Origin of the sequence: Flagellimonas sp. HMM57 (assembly GCF_021390175.1) — a bacterium.
In the GTDB taxonomy this organism is placed as follows: Bacteria; Bacteroidota; Bacteroidia; order Flavobacteriales; family Flavobacteriaceae; genus Flagellimonas.
In genome coordinates this window covers 1,782,522-1,804,900 of sequence record NZ_CP090004.1, presented here as the reverse complement: position 1 = coordinate 1,804,900, position 22,379 = coordinate 1,782,522, and the positions used below count along the sequence as shown (strand labels likewise).

Sequence of the window (22,379 nt, the reverse complement as noted above, 5' to 3'; positions counted from 1 at the left end):
TGTCGATATCGCTACTTTTACATTACAAAACTACTCAATTAAAAAGATTCATGTTTACTGGCATTATCGAGACTTTAGGAAAAATTGAAAGACTGGAAAAGGAGGGTGACAACCTGCACATCACTATAGCTTCAAAAATTACTTCGGAATTGAAAATTGACCAAAGTGTAGCACATAATGGGGTTTGTTTGACCGTTGTTGCCATAGAAGGAAGTTTGTACACGGTCACCGCTATTGAAGAAACTTTGCAAAAAACGAGTCTAGGGTTCTTGGAAGTGGGGGCTATGGTAAATTTAGAAAGAGCCATGGTTCTTGGCGCACGATTGGATGGTCACATCGTACAGGGACACGTGGATCAAACCGCAAACTGTATTGCCATTGAAGAAAAAGACGGAAGTTGGTTTTTCAGTTTTCAATATGATTCACATCTCAATAATGTGACCATCGAAAAAGGTTCTATTACCATAGATGGCGTGAGTCTGACCGTTGTTGATTCCCAAAAAGATACGTTTAGCGTTGCCATTATTCCATATACTTACGAACACACACGTTTTAATACCTACAAAATCGGAACGGTTGTAAACCTTGAATTTGACGTAATCGGGAAATATGTATCGCGTTTGTTGGAGCTGCGAAATTGATTAAAACACATTCTTCATCTTATCCCAAACTTTTCTTAATACAATGGCCGATACTAAAACCAAAACAGTAAGTCCTGCTGCTAGTTCGTAGTTCCCGTAAATCCAATTACCTGTAGCAAAAAGACAGCTATAGACCAAAACACAACCCAAAAGCATGGCCAAAATACCCGAAGGCACCATCCATTTTTGACCATCGTTAGTCTTTGCGGATTCCCTTATTTTTTTCCATCCCGGGCCTCCCGGTTCTGTTTTCTCATAGAAATTTCGAAGCACCTCTTCACTTTCCGGTTTTGTTAAAAAGGTAGTGGCCAACCAGACTATGGTCGTTATCACCACTACTAACGGAAATTTTGCCCAAGCTGGAAACACAGCAGCTTCGCCAGAAAACAAAACAGCATCAAACTGCCAGAACAGTATTGAGATAAAACCAGAAGCAAACATAGCCACTATCTCACTCCAAGCGTTGATACGCCACCAAAACCAGCGCAGAATAAAAATAAGTCCGGTACCCGCCCCGAACATGATGATAATATCGAACAGTTCTACTGCATTGGTCAAGGTCAAAGCAAAAATAGCACTTAAAACCATTAAAATTATTGTAGTGATACGCCCCACATTAACCAATTCTTTTTCTGAAGCATTCTTGTTGATCTGTTGCTTGTAAAAATCATTGACCACATAAGATGAGCCCCAGTTTAAATGTGTGGAAATAGTGGACATATATGCTGCCCCCAGCGATGCTAGTACAATGCCCAATAATCCGGAGGGGAGCTTGGTCAACATTGCGGAATACGCCAAATCATGGCCCAACTTACTTTCTTCAATATTGGGAAATGCTGCTTGTATACTTTCCAAATCAGGGAAGACCACTAAAGATGCTAGGGCGACTAAAATCCATGGCCACGGACGCAAGGCGTAATGCAAAATATTAAAGAAAAATGTGGCCCCCACAGCATGATTCTCATTTTTGGCCGCTAACATACGCTGTGCCACATAACCGCCACCACCTGGTTCACCGCCCGGATACCAAGCACTCCACCATTGCACGGCCAAGGGCACCACCAATATGGTCATCAATGCCTCTGTATCCGAGAATTCTGGTAAGATGGACATCTTGCTTCGTACCAAATCATTCTGTAAAATATTGGAAAGCCCACCCACCTCGGGAAGGTTGACCAAATAAATGGCCGCTCCTATTGCCCCAGCAATAGCTACAAAAAAAAGGATAAAGTCTGTGTAGACAACGCCCCTAAAACCCCCGATAGCGCTAAAAATGACGGTTATACTTCCTGCGACCAATACGGTCTGTAGGGGTGAAATCCCTAACATGACCTGACCAATTTTAATGGCTGCCAAGGTCACTCCCGCCATTGCCATAACATTGAATATCACCCCTAAATATAAAGAACGGAACCCCCTCAAGAAATGTGCCGGTCTTCCCCCATAACGCAAATCATAGAATTCCATATCTGTAGCAACGTTGGATTTCCGCCATAATTTAGCATATACAAAAACCGTTAAAAGACCTGTCAACAAAAAGACCCACCAACCCCAGTTTCCCGATACTCCATCCGTTCGAACAAAATCGGTTACCAAGTTGGGCGTATCTGTAGAAAATGTGGTCGCTACCATAGAAAAGCCCAATAGCCACCATGGCATATTTCTTCCTGATAAAAAATACTCCGCAGTATTCTTGCCTGATTTTTTGGAAACATAAATACCAATAAAAAGTACTAAGGCAAAAAAGCCGAAAATAATGCTGTAGTCTAAGGTCTGAATATCCATTTAGTTGGTTTAGGTGATGACTAAAGTATAATTTTTTAAAATACCTTTACCTTCCATTCGGAAAACATCTATTTGATATTATCCCCTACATACGAGATTTCTTTAATGGCCTGGACCATGGCCGCCACAGCTACATTCTTAATGGGCACGTCCAAAGCTGGTTTAAAAGGCTTATCCATTTTTAATGTCACCCTTATGGCATTGGCTTTTGGAGCAAGGGAATCAACAGGTATCTTGATGCCTTTATTACTGGTTGGAGATATCTTTGCGGTAATCTATTACAACCGACATACACAATGGAAATATATCCTTCGTTTTTTACCGTGGATGATTACGGGTATTTTAATAGGTGTTTTGGTAGGTAAGGACTTGCCCGAAAAACAATTCAAAATAGGAATGGTGGCTGTAATATTTATCAGTTTGGCCGTACTGGTTTATTGGGGTAGGCGCAAATCAAAATCTGTGCCCACTCATTGGGGTTTTGCGGGCAGTATTGGCATATTTGCGGGAATTTGCACTATGATAGGGAATTTGGCTGGGGCATTTACAAATATTTTCTTTTTGGCCATGCGATTACCGAAGAACGAATTTGTGGGCACCGCTGCTTGGCTATTTTTGATCACCAACTTATTTAAACTCCCTTTTCATGTTTTTGTCTGGAAGACCATTTCAATAGATACTTTATTAATCAATGTAAAATTACTTCCGGCAATTTTTACCGGGCTCTTATTGGGGGTTTTTATTGTAAAAAGAATCAACGAACGAAACTATAAAAAATTCATCATATTGGTTACCGCTATTGGAGCTGTAGCGATATTGTTTAAATAGTTGATATAATTTTACGTGCTTAAACTACTAGGGGCGCACTTTGGGCTTCCCTTAAACTTTGGTGCACTCCTTAATTAGGGTGTTGTGCATTTTTTTTAAATCTGCTTTGGTAAGCGGCTTGGTGATATACCCTTTTATAAACTCGTACTTTTTAGATAAATTAAGGTCTTCTGGTGCTATGGAAGAAGTTAGTATGTAAATGTGGGATTTTCCATTGATCAGGGTTGGATTTTGTTTCAATTCTTCTAAAAATTCCCAACCGTTCATAACGGGCATATTAATGTCCAATAAAATGAGTTCTGGTAATTCTTCTGTTCTATCCTTTAATTCAACTAATGCATTATAAGCATCAAGGCCGTTTTCATATTGTATAATCTCATCGGTTATTTCACTGACTTTTATAAGAATATCAGCGGCTGTTCTGAATATATAATCATCATCGATCAAAAAGACTTTTTTTGCTACCATAGTATCAATCATTATTGCTAAAACAAAGGTTAAATGTAGTTCCTTCGTTTACTTTGCTTTTTACTTCAATTATTGCTTTCATGGCATCCATTTGGTTTTTTGATATGAACAATCCTACTCCTTTTGCATCCTTATTGCCATGAAATGTTTTGTACATACCAAATAGTTTATCCTTGTGCTTGTCCAAATCAATGCCCTTTCCGTTATCTTCAAAAGAAATAACAGTCTGGGTTGAAAGTACTTTTGCTTTTATCTTGATCTTAAGTTTTTGCCCTGGTCTTCGGTATCTTATACTATTGGTCAAGAGATTTAAAAAAATGCTTGTCAAATATGGTTTGACTGCATATATCTCTAGGTTTTCAGGAAATTCTATAATAATCTCCGGATCTACTTCTTCAATCAGCGCATTTATACTTTCCAAAGCGTTTTGTAATGCCGGACTCACCTTTACCCATTGTAAATCTTTACCGGCATCCGATTGTATTTTTACGATTTCATTCAGCTCTACAAGGGTTTCGTCCAATCTTTCAGAAGATATCTTGATCATCTCTAAAAATTTGTCATGGCTTTTCGGGTCTGTTTTTTCCAATAACATTCCCGTAAGCATGGAAAGGTTGCTTGAGTTTGAACGTAAATTATGCGATACTATATGGGCGAAATTTAAGAGACTTTTGTTTTGGTTTTCTGTAATATTGAGCAATTGCCTAAGACGATCATCCGTTTTTTTGATTCTTGTGACATCCATGTTTGCACCGACCATCCTAACTGGAGTCCCATCTTTATCCTTAAAAACCTTACCCCGGCCATGGATATGCCTTATAGTACCTTCTTGAGTCTTGATCCGAAATTGTGTATTAAACTCTTTTCCTTCTTTTACGGAAACCTCTACTTCTTGGAGCGCACGTTCTTTATCTTCTGGATGAACCGTATTTTCCCATGCAGAAAATTCCGAACTAAAGTCTTCCTTCGAAATACCATACAATTTGTACATATTGTCATCCCACAATAATCTATCTTCCAACAAATTATAATCCCAGATGCCAATATTGGAACTCGCTACGGCCACGCGCATTCGGTCTGCCAACTCTTGGTACTTAATACTTTCTCTTTTTGCTTTATCAATATCTTGAAAAACCCCAAACATTCTGCAGGCTTTTCCATTGACCATTTCTGTTTTTCCTATCGCTCTCACCCATTTTTCATTCCCTTTTGCCGTAACCAGAATAAGTTCTTCGTCATAGGGGGTTCCATTTTCTATCGATTCGGAAACAACCTTGACTATTCTATCTCTATGCTTTCCTTCTTTATAAAAACTAATCCCCGTTTCAAGATTGGGAACATAATCCTTGGATTCTTCATGAATTTCCCGGGTCATTTCTGACCAAAAAACTTTGTGGTTGATCAAATCAACTTCCCAGCTCCCTATTCTTGCGGTCTTTTCAGCTTGAAGGGAAATATCCAGCGCTAATTTTTCCTTTGTGATATCATCAAAATAAAGGTAATAGCACAAACGGTACTCGTCTGGGTGCAATGACAGTTTATACCATTTTAACTCTCCTTTTTTAGAAATAACTTCAACATTTTCTGTTAAGGAAGTTCTATTGAATTCTTTTGAACTTCTAATCTTTAAAAATGACTTGGGCAATTTCCCTATTATTTCCTGAAGTGAAATAGGCTGATGGTTTACTCCATCAAAATCAAATAAAGTGCGTAAAACCGAAGAGCATTCTTTTACCTCTAAATTTTGATCAAGGGAAATTATGGGAAATGGCAGTTGTGCTATGCTTAACTTCTGTCCATCAGGTTTTATTGTTTTATCACGGTTACGCTGCATAAAACAATAACGTGGGAATTTTCCTTATAGTGTATTTTCTCTGGTAAGAAGTAGATTGACCCCAGATTATATTGTTCCCGAGCAAATGTCACTAAAGAGCTCCATCTAGGTAACTAAGCCAAAACCCTACCATGGCAGCGAAAACAATAATTGTATAAGCCTTGTATTTGCTGATAGTTATCTCCATTTTGGCATATTTAAATGTTTTTAAATTTTTCGGGGTCGCTCGTAATAAAGTTCCAATGATTGTTAAACATCAGTATGACTAAAGTTACTCATTTCTTTCTCACAACGCATCAAGAATCGTAGGAATAATCTCTTGAAAGAAAACAGTGTTGTAATACTTTCCACTACAATTTGTAACTACACTAACAGAAACCCCGTCTTTTGGATCATGAAACATAAAAGATTGGTATTTTAACGTGCCACCCGCATGTCCCAGATATTCCTTCCCGTTGTAGTTCAATTTCATTATACCATTACCATACTCAGAAATGTTGCCTTCTCCAATAGGAATGGTCATGCTATCCGTTGAAATCCAACTGGCCATAAGCGCAATTGTCTTCTCGTTGACAAGTAATTTCTCTACAAAGAGTTTTTGTAGAAACATATTAAGCGCTTCAGGTTCACTATATGCTCCGCCATCATATCCATAGTTCTCTTTCCAGCCTGAAACATCTGCACTGCCCTTATCATTCTCTGCGTAAAAAGCTTGTAAATCTGACTCCGCATCATCTAATCGGATACCTTCTAAGCCATTGCTTTCGAAAAAGTCGTTAAAAGCGGTATCATAGGATTTGGACAATACAGTTTCAACCACCTTCTGAAGCAGTAAATAATTGGTATTACTATAGGAATACATACCATGATTTTTCAATTCATTATCTATGTATCCAAACTTTGTCTTAAAGTCTTTTGGGCCATTTCCGTCAACAACGGTTTCTCTCCATTCTGGACTCATCGTATAGTCCGAAAGACCACTGGTATGATTCAGTAAATTTTCAATTTTGATGGTGTCTCCTTTCTCAACAACTGCTAAATCCTCTACATAATCCTGGGCATTACCCTCCAACTTAAGTTTTCCTTCTTCTATAAGCTTGAGTATAAGTGTTGCGGAAAGAAACTTTGTGGTGCTCCCTATTCCAAATATTTTTTGCTCTTTGACATCTGGGTGGGTGTAATTTACATTTAGAACAGCATCACCTGTTTTTACCTGCAGGGCAATCGAGGGTATGTTATGCTGCTTTGCTATTTTTAATACCTTTTTTTCCAACCTGTTTGGGCCAACATCGGCATTTGATATGCCTTTATCGCAGGATACAACAGAAAATAGGTGCAAAACCAAAAAAAGTATTGGCATAAGTAGCTGTTTCATCAATAAGCCTTTGTTATAGTTAAAACGACAGAAGCTTAGTGTTTTTGAAAGATACAAACTTCTTGAAATCAGTAAAATAATCCTTGCAACAACAATAGTACCTTTCTCTATATTTCCATTTGTCAAAAAGTCTTTTTTTTGACAAACGCGAAGCATAAAAGTTAACCTTTTCATAGTATTCAAGTTTAGGATAATCCTAAAGTCATGACTTACCTTTAAGGTTACCGGCCAAACTGAAACATAACAGACAAAATCCTAAAACCCTTGGGATAACAATATCATACTTGGTTAAGAATCTATGGAAAAAAGGACAATATAAGCCTACTTGGTACTTAAAAATGGAAGTAAATTATCTTTGTAATTATTGCCGATGGGTATCTCTCTTTGGTCAACCTCAACATCATTCTTGGTGTATGCCGTAATTTTTTCACTATTGACAATATAAGAGCGGTGCAAACGAATAAACCGATCATCCAAGCGCTTCTCAAAGTTTGAAATACTTTCCTTTATGGTCAAGGTATCTTCTGTCATGTGAATTTTAATGTAGTCTTTAAAACTCTCTACATACAAAACACGATCAAAAATCACTTTAATTTGCTTTTTAGCTTTGTTTACAAAAAGGTATTCGTTAGGAGCAAATCCAGTGGTTAATACCCCATCAGTTTTGGCGATATATTGAAGTTTTAGGAACTTTTGGATTGCAGAAAAAAACCGTTCAAAAAAGATGGGTTTCAATAGGTAGTCCAACGCATTTAGTTCAAAACCGTCCACTGCATAATCACGGTAAGCAGTTGTGAAAATAACATGGGGTTTGTAGGCCAAGTTTTTAAAGAAATCCGTGCCTTTTAATAAAGGCATTTCAATATCTAAAAACAACAAATCTACTTTATGGTTGCTTAAAATCGCACTGGCATCAATGGCGCTTGCGCAAGAAGCCACCAACTCAAAATCGGGCATCTTTTCAAGATAACCTTCAAGTAACTCCCTTGCCAAAGGTTCATCATCAATTATAACACATTGGTAACTCATACCACTGCTAGCTTTAGGTTGGCCGAAAATGAATTTTTACTATTTTCAATAATAAGGTCGTATGCTTTTGGATACAATAGTTCCAATTGCTTTTTAATATTCTTTAGCCCTATAGATTCCTTTTGGACCAAAGGTTTAGCATTGATCGGTTTTGTGTTCTCAACGGTAAAAAGCAGTTGTTCATCCTTTTTCGCAATGTTGATATCGATACGTGCCTGTTTCATCTCGTTGGTCACTCCATGCTTAAACGCGTTTTCAACAAAAGTGAGCAACAATAGCGGAGCTACTTTTTCTTTGCCTGTTACATTTTTACTGAAAACGATATTGACTCTATCCGCATAACGTATTTTTTCCAACGAAAGATAGTTTTCTATGAGTTCGATTTCTTTGTTCAGCGGAACATAAGATTCATTGCAGCGATAAAGGATATAATCCAGAATTTCTGAGAGTTTTTGAATCACCTTGGGCGCATCGTCTGACTTCTTTAAGGTGAGGGCATACAGGTTGTTCAGGGTATTGAACAAAAAATGCGGATTTAATTGGTTTTTTAACGCTACAAGCTCTGCTGTTTTCTTTTGCTCGTTCAACTTTAGCAGACGTTGCTTTTCTACATACAGCTTTAAGACCGATAGCAGTACCGTTGGGTATAGCAGATACAAGCTTTTAAAAACAAACTCGTTTACATTGGTCAGTCTACCCAAGAATGACGCATCACTAAAACGTTTTACATAGTTTGCATACGTTGCAGGATAGGTCGGTTCAAAATAGTTCATATAGATTAACGTGCAAACTACATAAAATCCCAATAATGTAATTGTAATGGCGCCCATGAAAGCTACCTGTTTGCCCTTGTTCAAAATATAAGGCACCAATAGTTCAAGTATGACAAACGCCATCCCTATTTGCAGCGTCGCACGAATGCTATAGGTGATGACGAGTTCCTCAGTCGTTGCATGGTACCAACTAGAGGTAGAGGCAGAAAATGCAAAAATCAGAATACCAAATACAACATACTTTAATTTTGATGTCTCTAAAAAATGCTGCATTTTTTGCCACATAATCACTGCTTTACCATAAAAGTACAAATCTAAAGGGGTGTTTCTTACAATATCAGACCAATAGTACGTTACCGCTGACAAAAGTTCGATTTCCGAAGACTAAGCCTTCTATCCTTATTTTCAGCATTTCTATCATCGGTCAAAGCCTTTCCAACCACCTTATCCATAAGACGTTCAATCTGTCTCTACCTTGCATGGAAACAAAATATAATCTCATGAAAAACAGTATTTTAAAAACCAACAATCTAATTTTTTGTCTTCTTTTCTGTATCGTTACATCGACCGTAAGTGCCCAAGAATCCACTTGGAAAATAGACCCAAATCATTCAACGATCAATTTTGAAATCTCCTACTTTAAGGTAGGAACTATTAAGGGTGCTTTTGACACCTATTCAGGGTCATTCACTCAAAAAGACAATACCTTTTCAGGTGTCGCTATTTCCATACAGACCGCTTCGATAAATACGAATCAAGAAGACCGCGATAAGCATTTAAGAACTGGTGATTTTTTTAGTGCGGAGGAACATCCAGAAATAACCTTCACCAGTACTGAAATCAGAAAGACTGGAACGGATACCTATGAGTTAAAAGGTAATTTTACCATGAGCGGTATTACCAAACCTATTGTTTTAAAGGCTACGGAGAAAGGAAGTTATGTTCATCCTCGTTTTAAGACCGATAATGTGTTCATGACCATTACTGGGATAATTCCACGAGAAGAATTCAATGTAGGCACGAACTATCCTCCTGCAAAATTCGCTCTTGGAAAAGAAGTATCTCTAGTAGCGGAAATACAACTGACCAAAGAGGAATCATAAAATGAAGCAACTATTCCTTTTTATTGTTCTTTTGATTTCCGTTTCGTCTTTTGGTCAGGGTATTATCTCTGGAACCGTTTTGGATAAGACCTCCCAGGAAGTCATCCCTTATGCCAACGTGGTCATAAAATCTGGAGATGCCATTACAACTGTTGGTATCACCAGCGATAACGGCACTTTCGATGTGAGCGATATCGCATTTGGCACCTATACTGTTGAAGTACAGTTTATCGGATATAAAACTCTAACAGTTCCAGTGACTATAAACAAGACCAACAAGAAACTAAGTTTGGGAAGTCTATATATTGAAGAGGATGCCGTAGCGCTGGAATCTGTTGAAATCATTGCGGAACGTTCGACCATTGAGCAAAAAATTGACAGAAAGGTCATAAATGTGGGCAAAGACCTTACTACGGCAGGTGCTTCAGCAAGTGACATTATGGGAAACATTCCATCGGTCAGCATTGACCAAGATGGTCAAATCTCGTTTCGGGGCAATGAAAATGTTCGTATTCTGGTGGATGGCAAACCCACGAACATTAGTTCTAGTGAACTTTTACAGCAGATTCCTTCCACCTCCATCAAAACCATTGAACTGATAACGAACCCTTCGGCAAAATACAATCCCGAAGGCATGAGCGGCATCATCAATATTACGCTAAAAAAGAATGCTTCCTTAGGCTTTAACGGATCCATAAACACAGGTATTACCTTTGGTAGAAAAACACGCTACAACAATGCGTTAAACCTGAATTATAGAGCAGGAAAAATCAATTTTTATGGAAGCTATGGCAATCGCTTGGGCAAAGACATTACCGATGGTGAAATCATTCGATTTCTAGAAGGTACGGGTCAGTTTATTGAAAGTATTGGGGACCGCACATCGCACCTCTTCAAATTTGGTATGGATTACTTTATCAATGATAAGAACACCTTTTCGATATATACAAATCAAAACCAATTTGATGTGGTCTTGGATGCAACTAGGAACATTCTCTTTTTTAATGACCCGAGTGCAGATTTCAATCAATTTGATTTAACGAACAGGGACAACACCAATGCCACTTATAATGCCGATTTTAAGCATGAATTTACCAAAGAGGGCCACTCGTTGGAATTGGAAGTGGACTACAATACTTTGCAAAGCGATACAAACAATGGTTTTGATTTTAATGGCGCAACACCAATAGCCAACTACGATGAGTTTATCGATGACACCCGCACCAATACCACTATAAATCTGGATTATGTAAATCCCATCTCGGAAAATTCAACCTTGGAAATTGGGCTGGAAACACGTCTTCGCCGTACCGAAAATACCTATGTCACAGATAGAATAGATTTTTCCGATTCCGATTTTAGGTACGATAGGGACATCCACTCGTTTTACACCACGTTTAGCCAGCGGTTGAACAAATGGCAGTACAATATCGGTCTGCGAATTGAAGATTATAACGTAGACACTGAATTTAATGAAGTTGGGCAACCTCAGTTTACGTTTACGGACAAATTGTTCAATGTTTACCCCTCCGGATTTTTAAAGTACTCGCCTGATGAGGCTCAGAAAAACTCCTATCAGCTTAGTTTTAGTCGAAGAATTGACCGTCCTTCATTGAACCAAATTAACCCCATTCGGCAGTTGAGCACTCCACAGATCATTATTACGGGAAACCCCAGTTTGGTGCCACAGTTTACCAGTTCAGTGGAACTCAACTACAGTAGAAAACTGAACAAGGGTAGTTTTACCATTGGTGGATTTTATAGGAGAATCAATGATGAAATCAATAGAAGAGGGTTCTTTGATGAGGATAACCCAACAGTATTGATTATTGACTATGATAACTTTGATAGTAATAATGCGTATGGGTTTGAGTTTTCATCAAATTACCGCCCCACAAGTTGGTGGAGCCTTAACGGTAGTTTTGACGTGTACTCAAGAACCCAAAAAGGAGTGATTGAAGGAGAAAACGTGCAGGTGAACAATACCCTCATGAACGTAAAGCTTAACAACACCTTTAAGGCCACCAAGACCCTCACCTTTCAATGGTTTACGTTTTACAGTGGACCACAAGAGATTCTGCAGTATGAGCTAAAACAAAACTTCTTCATGAACCTTGGCGCACGTTACGGTTTCGCCCAAGGCAAAGGAACCTTTAGTTTAAACTTCACTGATATTTTTAGGTCGCAGCGTTTTGCCTTCAAGACATTTAGAACCGTTTTTCAGGAAGGGGAGTTTTTACGGGATTCCCGTGCACTCTACGCTGGACTTGCCTACCGTTTTGGAAGCGGAAAGAACAAAAGCGTGAAACGGAAAAAGCGCGATAAAAATGAAAAGGCGGATAAGCTTTTATAGAACTGCTTATTTGAATTAGCTGTTTATCGGACTTACTATTATCTATTTCATTAATAGTTTGAGAAGAAGGGTCGATACCTTTTTTTACAATAAAGCTCCGAGGTCAAAAACCACGGAGCTTTATTTTGTTGGTGGTCCCACATGGGCTCGAACCATGGACCCCCTGATTATGAGTCAGGTGCTCTAACCAGCTGAGCTATAGGACCTGTAATTTGCGGATGCAATATTAGCATTTATTTTTCTACACCGCAAGGTTTTAACGGTCTTACCCTTCTTTTATTTCTTGGCAAAGCTCGACCAAAACCCCATTGGTGCCTTTTGGATGCAAAAACGCCACCAATTTATTATCTGCACCTTTTTTTGGAGTCTCATTTAAAACCTTAAAACCTTCTTTCTGTAATCTGTTTATTTCTACTTCGATATCATCAACAGCAAAGGCAATATGGTGAATTCCCTCTCCCTTTTTCTCTATGAATTTAGCGATAGGGCTATCAGGCTTTGTGGCTTCGAGCAATTCTATTTTATTGGGCCCTGATTTAAAGAACGAAGTGCGTACTCCTTCCGAAGCTACTTCTTCCATCTTGTAATGTGGTTCTCCAAAAAGTTTCTCAAACAACGTATTGGATTCCTTTATGTTCTTAACAGCTATGCCTATGTGCTCTATTTTCTCCATTTTATATGTGGTTTTATTGGAACAAATCCAGCTAATTCTTCAAAATTACGTACTGTTCCCTTAACATATCATGAGGTTCGTCATTAAATCCCGTATTTTTGCACCAATGGAAACACAAAGGCAACGAAAAATTGCAGGAATCATTCAAAAGGACATCGCCGATATTTTACAGCGCGCTGCAACAGACGGTGGTTTAACGGGAACCTTGATTTCTGTTTCAAAGGTCTACGTCACCACAGATTTATCCATAGCAAAAGTTTATGTGAGTATTTTTCCAAATAAAAATGCAGGAACGTTGTTGGACGGTATGAAATCCAACCAAAGCCTCATAAAGCATGAGCTGGCGCAGCGTACCAAAAATCAATTACGCCGTGTACCCGAACTTAATTTTTATCTGGACGACTCCTTGGAGTATATTGACAAGATTGAAAAATCACTCAAAGGAGAGGAAAACCCTATCGAAAATAGGGACTTATTGGACAAACGAAAGAAATCCTGATTTTGAGTTTTCCCTTTTATATCGCTAAGCGCTATTTGCGGTCTAAAAGCAGTCAAAATGCTGTCAATATCATCAATTTTATTACATTTTTGGTCATTGTTATTGGCGCAGCAGCATTGTTCATTGTATTATCGGCTTTTGCAGGATTAAAAACGTTTAGCCTTTCCTTTACGAACACTTTTGATCCCGATTTAAAGGCATCTCCTGTATCTGGCAAACATTTTTCCATTTTGCCAGATGAGGAACGTCAACTACGTGCCATTTCCGGTGTAGCCGAATTTTCCAAAGAACTGGAAGAACGGGCCTATCTAACGTTTAGGGAACGTAGTTGCATTGCCTATATAAAAGGAATCGATAACCATTACCGTTCTGTTACTGGAGTAGATAGCACTTTATATTTTGGGAATTGGGGCATAACGGAATACAACGGTGTTATGGGTATCGGTATTTATAATTTACTTGGAGTACCTATTGACAATTATCAAACTCCAATGACCGTTCTGGTTCCAAAACCGGGAAAAGGTTCAATTTCGCAATCAGGTTTTAGCCCAAAGCCATATAATGAACTACCTCTTGTGGTAAGCGGGGTATATGCGGTGGAAGAAAATCTGGATAAAAAATATGTGTTTGCCCAACTTCCATTAGTACAATCATTGCTACAAAAGGATAGCACCCAGATTTCCGGAATCAATTTTAAGTTGGATGGCCAAGTACCTGTTAGAGATGTAAAAGCGACCATTAAAAAAGTTTTGGGAAATAAGGTATTGGTGCTTGACCGACAAGAACAAAATGGTACGCTGCACAGAATGCTCAATACCGAGAATTTGGCTACCTATCTTATTTTTACCTTGGTGTTGATTATTGCACTGTTCAATGTTGTTGGTGCAATCATTATGATGATTTTGGATAAACAACAAAATTCAAAAACATTGTTTAGCCTTGGTGCAACCATTAAAGAGTTACGAACCATTTATTTTACCCAAGGCCTTTTGGTCACTTCTGTTGGAGGTCTTATCGGAGTCTTTATCGGTTCACTGCTCATTGGTAGCCAACTTGCGTTCAGTTGGTTAAAGATTACCCCTTCTTTGGCTTATCCGGTTGAGTATAATTTCATGAATGTACTTATTGTATTGGGCACTATCGTGGTTTTGGGCTTTATCTCATCAAAAATTGCAAGTAGCCGAGTCACCAAAAGATTGATAACCGCCGCTTAGGCAAACTGAAAATCACCAAACTTTTCCAGCACTTCATCAAATGCTGCAAAAACATCTACGGATTCGTCGCTGGTAACCATCTTCATGCGATATTCCTTAAAGTGGGGTATTCCTTTAAAATAATTGGTGTAGTGTCTTCTGGTTTCAAAAACACCAAGTTTCTCCCCTTTCCAATCAATGGCCATTTTTAGATGCCTTCGGGCAGCACCCACACGTTCTTCCATGGTAGGCGGTTCTTTGTGCATACCTGTTTCAAAGAAATGTTTTACTTGATTAAAAAACCATGGATTACCTATACTGGCCCGCCCGATCATAGCACCGTCCAATCCAAACTCATCTCTCATCTTTACAGCGGCCTCCGGGGTATCAACATCCCCATTGCCAAAAACAGGAATATGTATTCTGGGATTGTTCTTGACCTGTGCAATAGGTTTCCAATCTGCGACACCCTTATACATTTGAACCCGGGTTCGACCATGAATGGAAATAGCTTCAATACCTACATCTTGCAAGCGTTCAGCAACCTCAACAATTTTGATGGAATCCGTGTCCCAACCCAATCGGGTCTTAACCGTAACCGGCAGTTTGGTTCTTTTAACCATTTCAGCCGTTAATTTCACCATCAACGGTATGTCACGTAAAATACCTGCTCCAGCATTTTTGCAAACCACCTTTTTTACGGGACAGCCGAAATTAATGTCAATAATATCTGGGTTGGATTTTTCTACAATATCCACAGCTTGAAGCATGGAATCCAATTCAGCACCGAAGATTTGAATGCCAACAGGACGTTCTTTTTCATAGATGTCCAGTTTCATGGTGCTTTTGGCCGCATCGCGGATGAGCCCTTCTGAAGAGATAAATTCTGTGTAGACCACGTCAGCTCCCTGTTCTTTGCACAAAGCCCTAAAAGGAGGATCACTTACGTCCTCCATTGGCGCAAGAAGTAACGGAAAATCAGGAAGTTCTATGTCTCTAATTTTTGGCAAAACCTATGTTTTTGGAATGCAAAAATACAAAATGCGCTAAATACCGTTATTCTTCCGATTGAAGCCGCTCCCGCTCCTTTTTCTCAATCTCTTTTTTATTGTCCTGTAATTTGAAATTACCAAAGTTATAGGTGAACCCAACTCTTATGAATTGGGTTTCGGGACGTCTTCTGTAAAAGTTATCTTGGTTAAGGTAACGAGACGTGTAGGTTGGAACATATTGTTCCAATAAATCTTCAGCTGCGATTGAGATAACCGCCCTATTATCGAACAGGGATTTTCGTAGTCCTAGAGTCAAATTCAATTCACTATCAGAAATATACGAACCAAATAGAAACTGTGACAAGTAGGTCATGGTCAATTCTCCTGTTAAAGTACCATCCTTGGAAAGCGTTAGGTAATTTGCCAAGTAGCCGTAAACTCCATCAACGGATGCAGTAAACCTTACGTTATCGCTTTCTTCCGCTAAAAAAGTTTCCTCTTCATGAAAAACAGAAGTGTAGGCATACATGAACCAAAAAGGTAAAATACCTTTGCTTACCGTAAAGTCCAGTCCATACGATTTACTTGCCAGCACATTTTGTTTTAGCTCTACCAAAGTCTGTGCATCGTTGTCCTGAAAGATCAGATAGGCAATATTGCTTCCGTTATCCCGATAGTAAACATCAAAGAAGAATTCACTGTTCAAGGTGTAGTTGATGTTGAAGTTGTTGGAAAAATTTGGTCGTAAAAAAGGATTTCCCTCTTCAAAATCATTTTCATTGAAAAAATAACGGAACGGGTTTAAATCGTTGTACTTTGGTCTTGCTATTTTTCTTCCATAATCAAAGGAAAAACTATGCTTGTCCGATGGGGAATATAGTACATAAAGTGATGGGAAGGGTTCAAAAAAATTCTGTGAATTTGTTTCGCCCAATGTTAAAGAAGTTCCTTTTGCGTTGGTAAGTTCACCTCTTACTCCCAACTTCATGGACCATTTTTCCCAATTTCTAACCAGACTAAAATAAGCGGCATAAACATTTTCGTCGTAATCATAGTCATCGGACAGAGAGGCATCTACTTCATTGTCAACCCCTGTAAAATTGAAAAAATCCACCATACTCTCCGAAGCAATGGAAGAAACCCTAAGCCCACTTTCAATAGAGGCATTTCCTATTGGCGATGAGTAATCCGCTTGTCCCGTGAAAATATGAATGTCTTGTTGGGCATCTGTATCAAATGCGAAAGTCCTTAAAAAATTACCGTTGGCATTAAAGTAATCTGAGTTTAGGTTTTGTAGTGATTGCCCATTGTAATAAGTGTAATGTCCGTTCACAGATAATTGTGCTCCAGGTTTTTTTAATTTACGGACATAGGTTAGGTCAAAGGCCAAATTGGTATCATCAAGCCCCGTATTATTCTGTGTTGTAAAGGTAGAATCCAACTGGCTTTGTCCATCCCTGATTTCTGTACGCAATCGGGATGTTTGTTCTTGATTTAGATTGAATGCAAGATTCGAAGTCAGGTTCAAACTGTTGTTTTCGTCAAAATCATAATCCAAGATTATCGTTCCATTTTGTGCCTGGGACTTATTAATTTGTTCATAGTTTGTGTCCCAGTTGGCAAAAACATTATCAGTATCGTCTATAAAGTTGATGCCTTTGTTGGTTTTTCTAAGTTCTTTTTTAGGACTGATACTATAATTTGCGAAGAGGTTTAACTTTTCCGTTTTGTAGTAATGGCTTGTGCCAAAACTATATTTAGGAAAGACAGCTTGTGTAAGGCTTGCATTAACACTTCCTTTGTAGCCCGGTATAATATTTTTGCTGGTCGTTATATTTAAAATAGAACCTCCTTCCGCTTCATACCTGGCTGGTGGGTTATAGATTACCTCAACAGATTTGATGTTGGCACCTGAAAATCCTTCCAACAAGTCTTTCACTTCCTGACCGGACAATTGTACTTTCCTATCGTTGATATAAACCGTTGCACTTTGTCCCCGTATCTGAAGCTCCTCCTGATTCACAATAACCCCTGGTGTACTTTTAAGAATATCCCATGAGCTTCCTTGTGAAATTACCGTGTTCTCGACCGAAAAGACCAATCTATCCGGTAATCTTTCAAGGGTCGGTTTCTTTGCAGTTACCACTACTTCGTCCAACGCTGTCGTCTCTAAAGAAATTATTAATGCGCCCAGTGCTATGTCTCCTATCACATCCAACGCTAATGGTTTTGAGCCTTTTCCTACGTAACTTGCTTGTAGTAAATATAAATCTGGTTCCACTTCAGAAAATACAAATAGACCATTATCATCTGCAGAAGTTCCTTTAACAAACGTAGAGTCAGCTGCTTTTAAAAGTAGGATATTTGCAAAAGAAATGGTTTTATTTTGCTCATCAACAACTTTCCCTTTAATCTCAAAGCTTTGCCCAATACTACTTTTGCAAACGAAAAGCGCTAATAAGAAGGCGTAGGAAAAAAACTTCATTTAGAGTTGGGGTTAGTCTCCAAATCTAAGAAAATAATTTTAGAGCTATTGTACCATTTGAACACTCATATTTATAAAAACACATGCTGTAGGTAGCTAAAACACCTATATTTGCAGTTGCCAGCAAGCATTTCTTTGTTGGGCTATCGTTGTTATGAAAAAGATTAGAAATTTTTGCATTATTGCACATATAGATCATGGTAAAAGTACCCTGGCCGATCGTTTGTTGGATTTTACAGGTTCCGTAACGGAACGTGAAAAACAAGACCAGCTTTTGGACAATATGGACTTGGAGCGGGAACGTGGCATAACCATTAAAAGTCATGCCATCCAAATGGAATACACCCATGAAGGTGAAACCTATATACTCAACTTGATCGATACTCCCGGACACGTTGATTTTTCTTATGAAGTATCCCGTTCGATCGCTGCATGCGAAGGGGCACTTTTGGTTGTTGATGCCGCTCAAAGCATACAGGCACAGACCATATCCAACCTCTATTTGGCATTGGAGAATGATTTGGAAATCATTCCCGTGCTCAATAAAGTCGATTTACCAAGCGCAAATCCAGAAGAAGTAACGGATGATATCGTGGATTTACTAGGTTGCAAACCTGAAGAAGTAATCCCGGCAAGTGCCAAGACCGGTATTGGTATAGAAGCCATTCTAACGGCAATTATCGAACGTGTCCCAGCACCACAGGGAAATCTGGACGAATCTTTACAGGCTTTGGTATTTGATTCTGTTTACAATCCTTTTAGGGGCGTTGAAACCTATTTTAGGGTAATCAATGGTGAAATTAAGAAAGGCCAGAAGATAAAATTCGTTGCTACCGATAAGGATTATTTTGCCGATGAAATTGGCACCCTTAAACTAACACAGGTTCCTAAAACCACCATCTCTTCGGGTGACGTTGGTTATTTGATAACAGGAATAAAAGATGCTCGCGAAGTAAAAGTTGGAGATACGATTACCGATGCCGCAAACCCAACCCAAAATGCCATTGAGGGTTTTGAAGACGTAAAACCCATGGTTTTCGCTGGAATATATCCCGTTGATACAGAAGATTTTGAGGAGCTCCGTTCTTCTATGGAAAAGCTACAACTTAATGACGCCTCCTTGGTTTTTACCCCAGAGAGCAGTGCCGCATTGGGTTTTGGTTTTAGGTGTGGATTTTTGGGAATGCTCCATATGGAAATCATTCAGGAACGATTGGAGCGTGAGTTTAACATGACCGTTATTACAACGGTTCCCAACGTTAGCTACCATGCTTTTACGACCAAGGACAGGGAAGTTCCGTTAATTGTAAATAATCCATCGGATTTGCCGGACCCTTCAACCGTGGACCGCGTTGAGGAACCTTACATAAAAGCCACGATTATCACTAAATCGGATTTTGTGGGCAATGTAATGTCGCTCTGTATTGAAAAGCGTGGACAGATCACAAACCAGACCTATCTGACAACAGAACGGGTAGAATTGATTTTTGATATGCCCCTGGCAGAAATTGTTTTCGATTTTTATGATAGATTGAAGACCGTTTCCAAAGGATATGCTTCTTTTGACTATACGCCTATTGGGATGCGGACTTCCAAATTGGTTCGAGTGGATATTCTATTGAATGCGCAGCCCGTTGATGCTTTATCGGCACTGGTACATTTTGATAACGCCCAGCACATTGGAAAAAAAATGTGCGAAAAATTGAAAGAGCTTATCCCAAGACAACAATTTGATATCCCCATACAAGCAGCAATAGGTTCAAAAATAATCTCTAGGGAAACAATAAAGGCGTTGCGTAAAGATGTTACCGCAAAGTGTTACGGCGGTGACATTTCCCGTAAAAGAAAACTATTGGAAAAGCAGAAAAAAGGGAAAAAGCGTATGCGTCAGGTAGGGAACGTTGAAATCCCTCAACAAGCTTTTATGGCGGTATTGAAGCTAAATGATTAAGAGACGTCTCTTTCAAGACATCCCTTATTGTTCTTTTCTGTTGATTTGATTACTGTGTGAAGTCCAAATCCAAGTCTATATCTCCACTGCAAAGGCCATCGGCAAACTCTTCAAAGGTGTTGTCTCCCAAATCCACATTGGAGGATTCACCATCTACTTCTAGTCTTGCCGTTCCATCACCATTATCAGTAATAGTAATAGGGATGAGACCTAAGGCGTCACATGATCTACTGTCACCGCCATCATCGTCTTTTGAACAGCCCATAAAAATCATTGAAGCCATTAATGCCAGGGGTAGGATAGTTCTTTTCATAAAATAAGGTTTGATTTTTGTTATGGAAAAAGAACGCAGGCTTTCTTCACGAATTACATTTTATATGCATTGAAATTTGGAATTGTTGCGAACCTCAAGAAAAGTGTTGTCAATCTGCAACATGAATATAGCTTTTGGAATATGTCTAGCGTTTTTAAGTATTTGACTAACGAGTATCTCAATCTTCTTCTTGGGAATCTTCCCCTATGGTTTCGATATCGAATGCTTTTCCCAGATAGACCAATTTATAACCTTCTTTTACATCCGTAAATTCTTTACTGAATGCAGAGATAATTTTTAAATCCCCCTGTCGTCTTTTAAGAACAATGGGATAATATCATTATCTGCTTTAGTTATTTCAATAAGGCCGTTGTACTGTTCCTGTCCTTTTAGTTCTATCTCATGGATGGATGGGTTCTTCCTAGCAGCTTCGGTCAATTTTATAAAATCGTCAGTATGCGAAAACAAGCCTTCTTCGGGATTATTTTGCGGATCGTTCATTTCGTCAGAATTTACGAGCCTAAACGCCCCGTTTTCACCAAACTGTTTCTGGAATTTATCTATAGCAAATTTATTGATGTCAGAGTTGCCGGTCAGTGCCATAAGGTATCCCATATCGTTCAGTTCAATATTATCGGTCAAAGAATCTGAATAAATATTGGCGGCTAGCGCTTCTAACCCCAAGCTTTTGGCTTTTCCTACATTGGTCTGATTATTATCGATCAGCACAACGTGTCTGCTATTCTTTTTTAGATAACTTCCTATAAGCCTAGATACTTTTGAGGCGCCAATAATCAAAATCCCTTCGGATTTGGTCAAGAAAACACCGACCAGTTTTGCAAATAATCTAGCAGTAGTGGCATTTAAGAGTACCGTACCCAAAACAATCATAAAAACCAAGGGGGTGATATATTCCGCGCCCGGTTCTCCTTTTGCCAATAGTTTGGAACCAAAGAGGGAAGCAATACCCGCAGCCACAATACCTCTGGGGCCTACCCAACCGATAAATAGTTTTTCTGTCAATTTTAATCCCGATCGGTGCGTACTCAAAAAAACACCCAATGGCCTGATTATGAATACCACCGCTGCAAACAGCATTGCCGTCTGCCAGTTGTACAAAAGCTCTAGGTCACTAATATTGATGTTGGCCGCTAAGAGTATAAAAAGTATGGAAATCAATAAAACGCTCAAGGATTCTTTAAAATAGAGCAATTCTTTTAGGTTGGGCAAGTTCATATTTCCCATGACCATTCCCATGACCACTACCGCCAAAAGTCCAGATTCATGTGCAAAAACATCGGATTCAACAAACACCAGTAATACTACAGAAAGTGAAACTACATTCATTAAGTAATGTGGAATCAAGTCTTTTTTAATGGCAAATGCGAGTGCATGAGCAAATGTGAAACCGAAAGTGGTTCCAAAGAGCAAAATCTTTCCAAACTCGACCAAGGCCGTACGGGTAAAGGCACTACCTTCTCCAACACTTATAAATTCAAAAACCAAAACAGCTACCAAGGCTCCTATAGGGTCTATTAATATGCCTTCCCATTTTAATACCGTAGAGACATCCTTTTTCAGTGGAATGTTTCTCAAAATAGGGGTAATAACCGTAGGACCGGTAACGATGATAAGCGCAGAGAACAAAAATGATATTTGCCACGAAAGTCCAAACGTATAATGTGCCGCAATCCCCGCACCAAAGAACGTAACTATGGAACCAATGGTTATTAGTTTTGTAATCACCGGCCCCACATTTACAATTTCAGAACGTTTTAAGGTCAACCCTCCTTCAAATAGTATAATACTTATGGCAAGGGACACGAAATAATACAATCCGTCCCCAGGAAAAAGGCCATTTTTGCCGTTCCAGATAGGCTCAATAAGCTTAACCGCATCTTCGGTATACAATGTGGCTATTGGCCCGACCAACAAACCAATCAAAATTAACGGTAAAATTGCAGGTAGTTTAAGTCGCCAGGCCACCCATTGCGCAATAATTCCCAGAATAATTATACCTGCAAGTTCAAGCATCCATTTGAGTTTTAGTAAAAATACTAATTAATACAAATGCTAAAGCAATT

General features: G+C 38.9%; 17 protein-coding genes, 1 tRNA gene and 1 pseudogene. 7 read left to right on the top strand and 12 right to left on the bottom strand.

From position 1 onward, the window contains the following. Nucleotides 1-50 precede the first annotated feature (50 nt). Nucleotides 51-641 (top strand): riboflavin synthase, encoded by a 591-nt coding sequence (locus LV716_RS07980; protein ID WP_163417215.1) that lies wholly within the window; start codon nt 51-53, stop codon nt 639-641. Here the strand turns inward: LV716_RS07980 and LV716_RS07975 are convergent, their stop codons facing one another. After that, nucleotides 642-2,426 (bottom strand): sodium:solute symporter family protein, encoded by a 1,785-nt coding sequence (locus tag LV716_RS07975; protein ID WP_163417214.1) that lies wholly within the window; start codon nt 2,424-2,426, stop codon nt 642-644. A 117-nt stretch (nt 2,427-2,543) separates the two neighbouring features. Between LV716_RS07975 and LV716_RS07970 the strand changes: the two genes are divergently transcribed. Further along, nucleotides 2,544-3,254 carry a sulfite exporter TauE/SafE family protein gene (locus LV716_RS07970; RefSeq protein ID WP_233759275.1) on the top strand — a complete coding sequence of 237 codons (711 nt, stop codon included), beginning with the start codon at nt 2,544-2,546 and terminating at the stop codon, nt 3,252-3,254. Nucleotides 3,255-3,305: 51 nt separating this feature from the next. On the opposite strand, the gene LV716_RS07965 is transcribed toward LV716_RS07970, so the two are convergent. The 5 genes from LV716_RS07965 to LV716_RS07945 all read right to left on the bottom strand — a co-directional run bounded on the left by LV716_RS07965 (nt 3,306) and on the right by LV716_RS07945 (nt 9,006). After that, nucleotides 3,306-3,722: a response regulator gene (locus tag LV716_RS07965; protein WP_163417213.1), complete on the bottom strand. Its 417-nt coding sequence runs from the start codon at nt 3,720-3,722 to the stop codon at nt 3,306-3,308. 4 nt (nt 3,723-3,726) lie between these two features. Beyond that, complete coding sequence (locus LV716_RS07960; RefSeq protein WP_163417212.1) at nt 3,727-5,556, bottom strand: PAS domain-containing sensor histidine kinase; 1,830 nt, start codon at nt 5,554-5,556, stop codon at nt 3,727-3,729. Between the two features lie 286 nt (nt 5,557-5,842). Further along, nucleotides 5,843-7,105 carry a serine hydrolase gene (locus LV716_RS07955; protein WP_163417211.1) on the bottom strand — a complete coding sequence of 421 codons (1,263 nt, stop codon included), beginning with the start codon at nt 7,103-7,105 and terminating at the stop codon, nt 5,843-5,845. Nucleotides 7,106-7,252: 147 nt separating this feature from the next. Continuing rightward, complete coding sequence (locus LV716_RS07950; protein WP_163417210.1) at nt 7,253-7,960, bottom strand: LytTR family DNA-binding domain-containing protein; 708 nt, start codon at nt 7,958-7,960, stop codon at nt 7,253-7,255. Further along, a complete protein-coding gene (locus LV716_RS07945) occupies nt 7,957-9,006 on the bottom strand; it encodes a sensor histidine kinase (RefSeq protein WP_163417209.1) in 1,050 nt (349 codons plus the stop codon). The genes LV716_RS07950 and LV716_RS07945 overlap by 4 nt, the downstream gene beginning before the upstream one ends. 227 nt (nt 9,007-9,233) lie before the next feature. Here LV716_RS07945 and LV716_RS07940 point away from each other — a divergent pair, with 227 nt between their 5' ends. Together LV716_RS07940 and LV716_RS07935 are read left to right on the top strand one after the other, a co-directional pair. Further along, complete coding sequence (locus LV716_RS07940; RefSeq protein WP_163417208.1) at nt 9,234-9,836, top strand: YceI family protein; 603 nt, start codon at nt 9,234-9,236, stop codon at nt 9,834-9,836. Nucleotide 9,837: 1 nt separating this feature from the next. Next, a complete protein-coding gene (locus tag LV716_RS07935) occupies nt 9,838-12,189 on the top strand; it encodes a TonB-dependent receptor domain-containing protein (RefSeq protein WP_163417207.1) in 2,352 nt (783 codons plus the stop codon). 129 nt (nt 12,190-12,318) lie between these two features. Here the strand turns inward: LV716_RS07935 and LV716_RS07930 are convergent. Beyond that, nucleotides 12,319-12,395: transfer RNA gene (locus LV716_RS07930), tRNA-Ile, on the bottom strand. 59 nt (nt 12,396-12,454) lie between these two features. After that, complete coding sequence (mce, locus tag LV716_RS07925) at nt 12,455-12,862, bottom strand: methylmalonyl-CoA epimerase (RefSeq protein ID WP_163417206.1); 408 nt, start codon at nt 12,860-12,862, stop codon at nt 12,455-12,457. Between the two features lie 106 nt (nt 12,863-12,968). Here mce and rbfA point away from each other — a divergent pair, with 106 nt between their 5' ends. Continuing rightward, nucleotides 12,969-13,361, top strand: a complete 393-nt coding sequence (gene rbfA / locus LV716_RS07920; protein WP_163417899.1) for a 30S ribosome-binding factor RbfA — start codon at nt 12,969-12,971, stop codon at nt 13,359-13,361. A 2-nt stretch (nt 13,362-13,363) separates the two neighbouring features. Next, nucleotides 13,364-14,575, top strand: a complete 1,212-nt coding sequence (locus LV716_RS07915) for an ABC transporter permease (protein ID WP_163417205.1) — start codon at nt 13,364-13,366, stop codon at nt 14,573-14,575. Here LV716_RS07915 and dusB read toward each other — a convergent pair. Both dusB and LV716_RS07905 read right to left on the bottom strand, forming a co-directional pair. Beyond that, nucleotides 14,572-15,564, bottom strand: a complete 993-nt coding sequence (dusB, locus tag LV716_RS07910; protein WP_163417204.1) for a tRNA dihydrouridine synthase DusB — start codon at nt 15,562-15,564, stop codon at nt 14,572-14,574. The two genes, LV716_RS07915 and dusB, sit on opposite strands and share 4 nt — an antisense overlap. Nucleotides 15,565-15,610: 46 nt before the next feature. Further along, nucleotides 15,611-18,031 (bottom strand): outer membrane beta-barrel family protein, encoded by a 2,421-nt coding sequence (locus LV716_RS07905; RefSeq protein ID WP_163417203.1) that lies wholly within the window; start codon nt 18,029-18,031, stop codon nt 15,611-15,613. Between the two features lie 154 nt (nt 18,032-18,185). On the opposite strand from LV716_RS07905, the gene lepA reads away from it, so the two are divergent. Beyond that, nucleotides 18,186-19,982: a translation elongation factor 4 gene (gene lepA / locus LV716_RS07900; protein WP_163417202.1), complete on the top strand. Its 1,797-nt coding sequence runs from the start codon at nt 18,186-18,188 to the stop codon at nt 19,980-19,982. 49 nt (nt 19,983-20,031) lie between these two features. Here lepA and LV716_RS07895 read toward each other — a convergent pair whose 3' ends face one another. Together LV716_RS07895 and LV716_RS07890 are read right to left on the bottom strand one after the other, a co-directional pair. Beyond that, nucleotides 20,032-20,295: a hypothetical protein gene (locus LV716_RS07895; RefSeq protein ID WP_163417201.1), complete on the bottom strand. Its 264-nt coding sequence runs from the start codon at nt 20,293-20,295 to the stop codon at nt 20,032-20,034. 178 nt (nt 20,296-20,473) lie between these two features. After that, nucleotides 20,474-22,329, bottom strand: a pseudogene (locus LV716_RS07890) (cation:proton antiporter). Nucleotides 22,330-22,379 lie beyond the last annotated feature (50 nt).